The organism is Teichococcus aerofrigidensis (assembly GCF_054073225.1).
The window spans coordinates 1-8,874 of record NZ_JBSXMU010000125.1; the positions used below are offsets into that span (position 1 = coordinate 1).

Annotated in this window: 7 protein-coding genes; 3 read left to right on the top strand and 4 right to left on the bottom strand. The window is 70.9% G+C overall.

All coding sequences use genetic code 11. The features are described from left to right. Positions 1–155 precede the first annotated feature (155 nt). The 4 genes from ACVMLK_RS17905 to ACVMLK_RS17920 form a co-directional block, all read right to left on the bottom strand. Positions 156–341 (bottom strand): hypothetical protein, encoded by a 186-nt coding sequence (locus tag ACVMLK_RS17905; protein ID WP_457487165.1) that lies wholly within the window; start codon positions 339–341, stop codon positions 156–158. Beyond that, positions 338–1,765 carry an amidase gene (locus ACVMLK_RS17910; protein WP_422924395.1) on the bottom strand — a complete coding sequence of 476 codons (1,428 nt, stop codon included), beginning with the start codon at positions 1,763–1,765 and terminating at the stop codon, positions 338–340. The genes ACVMLK_RS17905 and ACVMLK_RS17910 overlap by 4 nt, the downstream gene beginning before the upstream one ends. Then, entirely contained in the window at positions 1,762–3,372 is a 1,611-nt protein-coding gene (locus tag ACVMLK_RS17915) for an ABC transporter substrate-binding protein (protein WP_198364728.1), read from the bottom strand. The genes ACVMLK_RS17910 and ACVMLK_RS17915 overlap by 4 nt, the downstream gene beginning before the upstream one ends. 67 nt (positions 3,373–3,439) lie before the next feature. Next, on the bottom strand, positions 3,440–3,916 hold the full coding sequence (locus ACVMLK_RS17920) for an Lrp/AsnC family transcriptional regulator (protein WP_232476803.1): 477 nt from the start codon (positions 3,914–3,916) through the stop codon (positions 3,440–3,442). Positions 3,917–4,068: 152 nt separating this feature from the next. Here ACVMLK_RS17920 and ACVMLK_RS17925 point away from each other — a divergent pair, with 152 nt between their 5' ends. The 3 genes from ACVMLK_RS17925 to ACVMLK_RS17935 all read left to right on the top strand — a co-directional run. Next, a complete protein-coding gene (locus tag ACVMLK_RS17925) occupies positions 4,069–5,325 on the top strand; it encodes a D-amino acid dehydrogenase (RefSeq protein WP_198365008.1) in 1,257 nt (418 codons plus the stop codon). Positions 5,326–5,487: 162 nt separating this feature from the next. After that, positions 5,488–7,722: a TonB-dependent siderophore receptor gene (locus ACVMLK_RS17930; RefSeq protein ID WP_370591913.1), complete on the top strand. Its 2,235-nt coding sequence runs from the start codon at positions 5,488–5,490 to the stop codon at positions 7,720–7,722. A 59-nt stretch (positions 7,723–7,781) separates the two neighbouring features. Then, the coding region (locus ACVMLK_RS17935) for a class I SAM-dependent methyltransferase (RefSeq protein WP_457487166.1) at positions 7,782–8,874 on the top strand (1,093 nt) is incomplete at its 3' end.

The window sequence follows — 8,874 nt, forward strand, 5'->3', positions numbered from 1 at the left end:
GCCGGGGCGGCTCGCGGCACGCGACCTGCGGCGGATGCTGGCGCCGGGCTGGGACTCGGCGCAACCGCCGCCGCCGCGCGGGCTGGGCGACCGCCTGGCGGTGATCTGGGGCGGCCTGCGGCGGGGCTAGGGCGAGGCCCCCTCCGCCCGCCCTTTCAGCCGGGGGGCGGCAGGCGGAAGCAGCAGGCCGGCTCCTCGGCATGGTCGCGCGCGACGCGGAGGGTGCGGGCGGCGGCCTCGAGCTCGACGATGGTCTGCATCATCGCCGGCAGTTCGGCCTCCGGCAGCCGCAGGCCGAGCGCCGCGAGGCGCTGACGGAAAGCCTCGATGTCCCGTGTCATGCCACGACCTCCATGCCGCCCATGGCCAGGGCCGGGCGCCGGCCTCGCGTGCCCAGGGCGCGCTCCAGCGCGTCGCCCACCTTCAGCACGAGGTGATCCTCGAAGGGCCGGCCGCCGATCTGGAAGCCGATCGGCAGGCCTTCCGCCGAGAAGCCGTTGCAGACGGAGACGGCGGGGAAGCCGGTGAGATTGAAGGGCCGCGCATAGAACGGCGCGGTGCCGTGCAGCATGCTCTCCTCGCCGAGCGGGCCGGCGGTCTGGCGGGAGGAGGGCATGACCAGAACGTCCACATCCCGCATCGCCGCCGTCATCTCGGCCAGCAGCCGGCCGCGCTGGCGCTGGGCGTTGATGTAGTCCGCCGCCGAGAGGAAGGCGCCGGCCATCAGCCGCCGGCGGCCGTACTCGCCGTAGAGCTCCGGCGTGGCGCGCAGCCATTCGGCATGCAGGGCGAAGGATTCGGCGCGCGAGATCACCATCCCCGCCACGGCATAGTCGCCGAACGGCGAGAGGGTGACGTCACGCACCGAGGCGCCCAGCGCCCGCAGGGCGGCGAGCGAGGCTTCCGTCGCCGCGTGGACCTCCGGCTCGCAGGGCAGGTCGGTCTCGTAGAAGTGCCGCACCACGCCGACGCGCAGCCCGGCCAGGCCCCGGTCCCGCCCCTCGGCGATGGCGCCGCGGAAATCCGGCGCCGGCACCGCGGCGCTGGCCGGGTCGCGCGGGTCGTGGCCGCAGAGCGCCTCCATCATCAGCGCGCAGTCCTCGGCGGTCCAGGCCATCGGCCCGGCATGGTCGAGGGAGACGGCGAGCGGCAGCACCCCGGCGCGGCTGACCAGCCCGTAGGTCGGCTTGTGCCCGGCGATGCCGCACCAGGCGGCCGGCATGCGGATCGAGCCGCCGGTGTCGGTGCCCATCGTGCCCGGCATCAGCCCGGCGGCGACGGCGACGGCCGAGCCGGTGGAGGAGCCGGTGGGGTCGCGCGAAGGGTCCCAGGGATTGCGCGCCGGCGGCCAGGGGAGGTCGAAGGAGGAGCCGCCGATGGCGAACTCCCAGGTGGCCAGCTTGGCCAGGATGGTGGCGCCGGCCGCGCGCAGCCTGGCCACCGCGGTCGCGTCCCGCGCCGGCACGTGCTCGCGGAACAGCGCGGAATGGCCGGTGGTGGGTATGCCGGCGGTCTCGTAGAGATCCTTCAGCCCGATCGGGATGCCGTGCAGCGCCCCGCGCCGGCGGCCGGCGGCGATCTCCGCCTCGGCGGCGCGGGCCTCGGCCAGCGCCTGCTCCTCCAGCAGCAGGAGGGTGCTGTTGAGCTGCCCGTCCAGCGCCCTGACGCGGGCGATGCAGTGCCGGGCCAGCTCGACCGGGGAGAGCCGCCCGGCCTCGATCAGCCCCGACAGCCCGGCCAGGGTCTCGAAATGCAGCGCGGTCACTTCACGTCGACCCGGGCCAGGTCCTGGAACCAGGATTGCGCGGAGACGAAGCCGGTCACCTTGCCCGACATGGCGCGGGGGTTGAGGTCGTGCACGATGAAGAGCCAGGGCGCGTCGTCGACGATGCGCTCATGCGCCTGTGTCAGCGCCGCCGCGGCCCGCGCCGGATCGGTGGCGGTCTCGACCTCGGCGAAGGCCTTCTCGAAGCCCGGATCGTTCCAGCGCCCGGCATTGGAGCCGTTCGGCGCGGCATTGGCGGCCAGGAACCAGCGCGCCATGGCCGAGGGATCGGAGGAGACGAGCGAGATGTTCAGGGCGTCGGCCCCGAGCCAAGCGGGGCTCTCCGGCGGGTTGCGCAATCCGGCCAGGAGCGTGTTCCACTCGACGGTGCGGAACTCGACCTGCACGCCGCAATGCTCGCGGAGCGACTCCTGCACCAGCTCGTTCATCGGCAGGGGCAGCATCTGGCCCGAGCCGGAGGTGGAGATGCCGACGGTGAGCTTCAGCGGTTTCTGCGCCGTGTATCCGGCATCGGCCAGCAACGCCCTGCCGCGCTCCGGGTCCAGGCGATAGGCGTTGCCCGGCTTGCCGAAGAGCGGGTTGGAGGCGTTGTAGAAGCCCACCGCCGGCTCCGCCGTGCCGTTCAGCAGGGCCACCAGCGCCTCGCGGTCCACGCAGTAGTTCAGCGCCTGCCGCACGCGGACATCGGCGACCGGCGTGCCCTGCTTGCCGGCGGCGAAGACCCAGGGCCAGACATGCGGATAGGAGTTGGTGACGACCTTGAAGCCGGCCTGCTTCAGCGAGGGGATGCCATCCGAGGGCGGCACCTCGATCCAGTCCACCTGCCCGCTGCGCAGGGCGGCGAGGCGGGTGTTCGCCTCCGGAATGGGCAACAGCAGGATGCGGTCGAGCTTCGGCGCGTTCGCCTTGTCCCAGTAGTCCGGGTTGCGCTCCAGCTCGACGCTCTGGCGCGGCGTGAAGCGGGCGATGCGGAAGGGGCCGGTACCGGCGGCGCCGCTCTGCGCCACCTTCGCCCAGTCGCGCCCGGCATCCTCCCAGGACTTCGGCGAGGCGAAGAGGAAGAGCGTGGAGAGATAGGGAAAATAGGAGAGGGGGCGGACCGTCTCGAACTCCACGGTGCGGTCGTCGATCTTGCGGTAGCCCGCCATGCCGGAGACGCGGCCGCGCACGATGGCGGCGCCGGCCGCCTCCATCTGCGGCGCGCCGTCCCGGAAGAAGCGGTCCATGTTCCAGATGACGGCATCGGCATCGAAGGGCGTGCCGTCATGGAAGCGGACACCCTGGCGCAGGGTGAAGCGCCATTTGCGGCCATCCGCCGGGTCCTGCCGCCAGCTCTCGGCCAGGCCCGGGCGCAGCGTGGCCGGCCGGTCGGCGCTGGCGAGATCCCACAGCACCAGCGCCTCGAAGATCGGGTAGCCGAGGAAGCGCAGCCCCTCGAAGCCGTTGTTCGGCATGCCGGTGGTGGTCGGTACGTCGGAGGCGGTCATGGCGATGCGCAGCACCTTCTGGGGTGCCTGCGCCAGGGCGCCGCCGGTTCCGGTCACAACCGATGCCGCCAGGATGACGGCCGCGAGGCGATGCTTCATCACGGAGCTTGAATCCCCTGCCTTGGATGCAACGGAGCTTAAGCAACGGCCGTGCCAGCGCTGGTCCTCAGCCTTCCACCCAGGCCGGGGCGGCGCCATGCACCACGGTGCGGATGGCGAAGGCCGACTGGATACGCGCGACGCCCGGCATGCGGGAGAGCTGCTCCTTGTGGATGCGCTCGTAATCCGCGGCATCACGCGCCTCGACACGGAGCTGATAGTCTGCGGCGCCGGTCATCAGGTAGCACTCGCAGACCTCCGGGCAGCGCCGCACCGCCGCCTCGAAGCGGTTGAAGGCCTCCTCGGTCTGCTTCTCCAGGGTGATCTGCACGATGACGACGCTGCGTGCCTGCGGCGCGGGCTCCTCGATGATGGCGGTATAGCCGCGGATGACGCCCGAGGCCTCCAGCATCCGCAACCGCCGCAGGCAGGCCGAGGGCGAAAGGCCGATGGCGGCGGCCAGGGCGGCGTTGCTCATCCGGCCGTCGGCGCGCAGCAGGCGGAGCAGCTTCCGGTCCAGGGCGTCGAGGGCGGAATTCGGCATGATCTTCGAAAGATTCGCAGAAAATTCGAGGAGGACCCGCTGCCTTCGCATCTTCACGCAACCTTAGCAAGCACCTGCCCCGGCTTCCGGCCCTAGCATCGCGCATGGTCGTCATCGCGCCTGCGGCGGTGGCGCGGCGGAGCATGGTCGCGATGAAGGTCCTCGTTCTCGGTGCCGGCGTGGTCGGCGTGACCTCGGCCTATTACCTGGCCAGGGCAGGGCATGAGGTGACGGTGGTGGACCGCCAGCCGGGGGCCGGGCTGGAGACCAGCTTCGCCAATGCCGGCCAGGTCTCCTTCGGTTATTCCTCGCCCTGGGCCGGGCCCGGCATCCCGCTCAAGGCGCTGAAGTGGATGACCATGAAGCACAGCCCGCTGGTGGTCCGGCCGCGCCTCGACCCGGCGCAGTGGTCCTGGATGTGGCAGATGCTGCGCAACTGCACGGAGGCGGCCTACCGCACCAACAAGTCCCGCATGGTGCGCGTCGCCGACTACAGCCGCGATGTCCTGGCCGACCTCCGCGCCGAGACCGGCATCGCCTATGACGGGCGGGAGCGGGGCACGCTGCAGCTCTTCCGGACGCAATCTCAGCTCGACCATATCGGCGGCGACCTGCGCGTGCTGGAGCAGTACGGCGTGCCCTATGAGGTGCTGGACGCCGCCGGCTGCGTCGGCGCCGAGCCGGCGCTCGGGCGGGTGCGGGAGAAGTTCGTGGGCGGGCTGCGGCTGCCGCAGGACGAGACCGGCGACGCGCATCTCTTCACCCAGCGCCTGGCGGCGATCTGCGAGGGGCAGGGGGTTGTCTTCCGCTATGGCACGCCGATCGAGCGCCTGGTGACGGAGGGCGGTGACATCACCGGGGTCGTCACCGGCGCCGGCACGCTGACCGCCGACCGCTACCTGCTGGCGCTCGGCAGCTACTCGCCGAAGCTGCTGGCGCCGCTCGGCCTGCGCATCCCGGTCTATCCGGTGAAGGGCTATTCCATCACCCTGCCGGTGGTGGACGATGCCGCGGCGCCGGTCTCGACCGTGATGGACGAGACCTTCAAGATCGCCATCACCCGGCTCGGCGACCGCATCCGCGTCGGCGGCACGGCGGAGATCGCCGGCTACGACACCAGCCTGCACGAGGAGCGGCGGCAGACCCTGCTGCATTCCGTGACCGACCTCTATCCCCAGGGCGGCGACCCGGCACGCGCCATCTTCTGGTGCGGGCTGCGGCCAATGACGCCGGACGGCACGCCGATCATCGGCCCGACCCGCTTCCCGAGCCTGTTCCTCAACACCGGCCATGGCACGCTGGGCTGGACCATGTCCTGCGGCAGCGGCCGGCTGGCGGCGGATCTGGTCAGCGGCCAGCGGCCGAACATCGAGCATGCCGACCTGTCCATGGCGCGCTACGCCGCCTGAAGCGTCTCGCCTCGTTCTCCGGACGGACAGGGCCCCGCCTCAGGCGGGGCTTTTTTTGCGCCCGGAACGCTTGTGGTGGCGAATAGTTTGCCAAGCCATCTTGCCCGAATATGAAACTCCTGCAATGGTGAGAATGATTATCAATCTTGAATGAGATCAGCCGTGCGCAGACGTTCTTCTCTGGCGGGCTCCGCCTCGCCCTTCGCCCTCCTCGCCGGTGCCGCGCTCCTGGGCCATGCGATCAGCCCCGCCCGCGCCCAGGACAGCGGTGCCATGGCCCTGCCGGAGGTCAATGTCGTGGCCACCGCCGAGCAGGAGCTGAAGCAGGCGCCGGGTGTCTCGGTCATCACCGAGCGCGACATCCGCCTCAGCCCGCCGGTGAACGACATCTCCGAGATCGTCCGCAGGATGCCGGGCGTGAACCTCACCGGGAATTCCTCCTCCGGCCAGTACGGCAACAACCGCCAGATCGACCTGCGCGGCATGGGGCCGGAGAACACGCTGATCCTGATCGACGGCAAGCCGGTCCGCAGCCGCAACTCGACGCGCATGGGCCGCAGCGGCGAGCGCAACACGCGCGGCGATTCGAACTGGGTGCCGGCCGAGGCGATCGAGCGGATCGAGGTCATCCGCGGTCCCGCCGCGGCGCGCTACGGCTCCGGCGCGGCGGGTGGCGTGGTGAACATCATCACCAAGGCCCCGACCGACAAGCTCAGCGGCTCCGTCACCCTCTACACGGAGCAGCCGGAGGACCGTGACGAGGGCGATACCAAGCGCGTCGGCTTCAACCTGGCCGGTCCGCTGATGGAAAACTTCTCCTTCCGCCTCTTCGGCAACTTCAACCGCACCGATGCGGATTCCCTCGATCTGAACCGCGAGGCGGCGATCGGCGCCGGCGCCGCGGCCGATGCGGTGCCGCCGGCGGGCCGGGAAGGTGTCGAGAACCGCGACATCGACGGGCTGCTGCGCTGGGACATCACGCCGCAGCAGGTGCTGGAGCTCCAGCTCGGCTACAGCCGCCAGGGCAACATCTATGCCGGCGACCGCGCTGTCAGCGCCTCCGGCTCGGACCTCCTGGAGCGGCTGGCGAATGAGGGCGCCGAGACCAACGTCCTGGAGCGCTACACCAGCTCGCTGACGCATCGCGGCACCTTCGAGAATTTCGACACCCGCCTGATGCTTCTCTACGAGGGCACGCAGAACAAGCGGCTGAACGAGGGCCTGGCGGGATCCAGCGAGGGCAGCATCAGCACGCCCACCGGCCGCTCGACCTCTGTGCTGAACAACTACACGATCAATGGCGAGGTCAATATTCCGCTCGAGCTGCTGTTCCCGCAGCGGCTGACCGTCGGCGCCGAGTACTTCAAGGAGAACCTGAAGGACCCCTGGGCGGTGACGCAGAGCACCGGCACGGGCGGCATCGTGCCGGGCGCCGACACCGGGCCGCGCCGCTCGAGCGCCGAGGCCGACACCTACGCCGTCTTCCTCGAGGACAACATCTACGCCACCAACCGGCTGATCGTGACGCCCGGCGTGCGCTTCGACCACCACAGCGAGTTCGGCTCGAACTGGAGCCCCTCGCTCAACGCCTCCTACGAGCTGTTCACCGGATTCTCCGTGAAGGGCGGCATCGCCCGCGCCTTCAAGGCGCCGAACCTCTACCAGTCCAACCCGAACTATCTCTACTACACCATGGGCAATGGCTGCCCGGTGAACTTCCCCTCGCTCGGCGCCGGCTGCTACGTCGCCGGCAATCCCGACCTGAAGCCCGAGACGAGCCTGAACAAGGAAATCGGCGTCGTCTATGACCAGCATGGCTGGAACGCCAGCCTGACCTATTTCCACAATGACTACGAGGACAAGATCGTCGCCGGCGTGATCCCGCGCGGCGCGACCAACACCAACGGCCGCATCTTCCGCTGGGAGAACACCCCCGAGGCCGTGGTGCAGGGGCTGGAGGGCAACCTGCTGGTGCCGCTGGCCGAGAGCCTGTCCTGGAACACCAACTTCACCTACATGATCGAGAGCAAGGACAAGACCACCGGCGAGCCGCTGTCGATCATCCCGGAATACACCATCAACTCCAGCCTCACCTGGCAGGCGACCCAGGACCTCACCATGCTGCTGCAGTTCACGCATTACGGCCGGCAGGAGGCACGGCTGACGACGCTGACCGGCGCCGCCGCCACCGGCGCGCAGCGCTGGAGCCGCGATCCCTATTCGGTGGTCGATGTCAGCGCCAGCTACATGCTGAACGAGAACACGCGGCTGACCGCCGGCGTCAGCAACATCCTCGACGAGCAGCTGTTCCGCGAGGCCAATTCCAACGGCGCCGGCGCCAACACCTACAACGAGCCGGGCCGGGCCTATTTCGTCAGCCTGACCGCCTTCTTCTGAGGGCGGCCGCCGGCGGGCGGGGGACAGGCCCCGCCCGCCGCTCTCCTGGAGCGGAAGCCTTGAGCCAGGCCTATCCGAACGACATTCCCTATCCGCCGGTCTTTCACCGGGAAATGACACCGGTCTGGATCGATGCCGTGCTGCGCGGCCTCGGCCAGGAAGGGCCCGACCTGGCCGGGGCCTTCCGGTGGTGCGAGCTCGGCTGCGGTCCCGGCCTCAACGCCGTCGTCACCGCCGCGGCGCATCCCGCCGCCCATGTCACCGCGATCGACCTGAACGCGGCGCATCTGGCGCGGGCGCGGGCCTGGGCGGAGGCCGCCGGCCTGCCCAATCTGGAGACGGTGCAGGCCGGCTTCACCGAACTGGCCGAGGCGCCGCCGGACCGCTTCGGACCCTTCGACGTCATCGTCACGCATGGTGTGCTGTCCTGGATCGCGCCCGCCGAGCGGGAGGCCTTGCTGCGCTTCATCGGCCGCTTCCTGCGGCCGGGCGGCGTGGTCTACGCGCATTACATGACCCATCCGGGGATGTCCGCCGCGGCCGCCGGCCAGCGTCTGGCCCGCCGCGTCGCGGCGCGGGCGGAGGGCGGCCCGGTCGAGCGCGCCCAGGCCGCCCTGGCCTTCCAGGCGCGGCTGGCCGCGGGCGGGGCGGGGTTCTTCGTCGCCCATCCGCAGGAGCGCCACCGGCTGGAGGCGTCGCGGCGCCAGGACCCGGCGGCGCTGGCGCATGAGCTGCTGCCGGCGCACTGGGAACCCTTCCACGTCGCGGAGATCATCGAGGTGCTGGGCCGGCAGGGCTGCCGCTACCTGGGCAGCGCCACGCCGCTCGACAATATCGACGCGGTCAGCCTGCCGGCGGGGACCCTTCCGCTGCTGGCCGGGCTGGACGATCCCGCCCTGGCGGAGACGGTGCGCGACATGGCGCGCAACCAGTCCCTCCGTCGCGATCTCTACCGCTCCGGCGGCGCACCCTTGCCGGCCGGGCGGCACTGGCAGGCCCTGGCGGAGCTGCCGCTCGCCCTCCTGCCCGCCGCGCCGCGCCGCGGCCCGCTGCGCTTCGACACGCCGATCGGGCCGGTGCAGGGCGAGGCGGCGCTGTTCGACCCCCTGCTGGCGGCGCTGCGCCGGGGGCCCTGCCGCGTCGGCGCTCAGG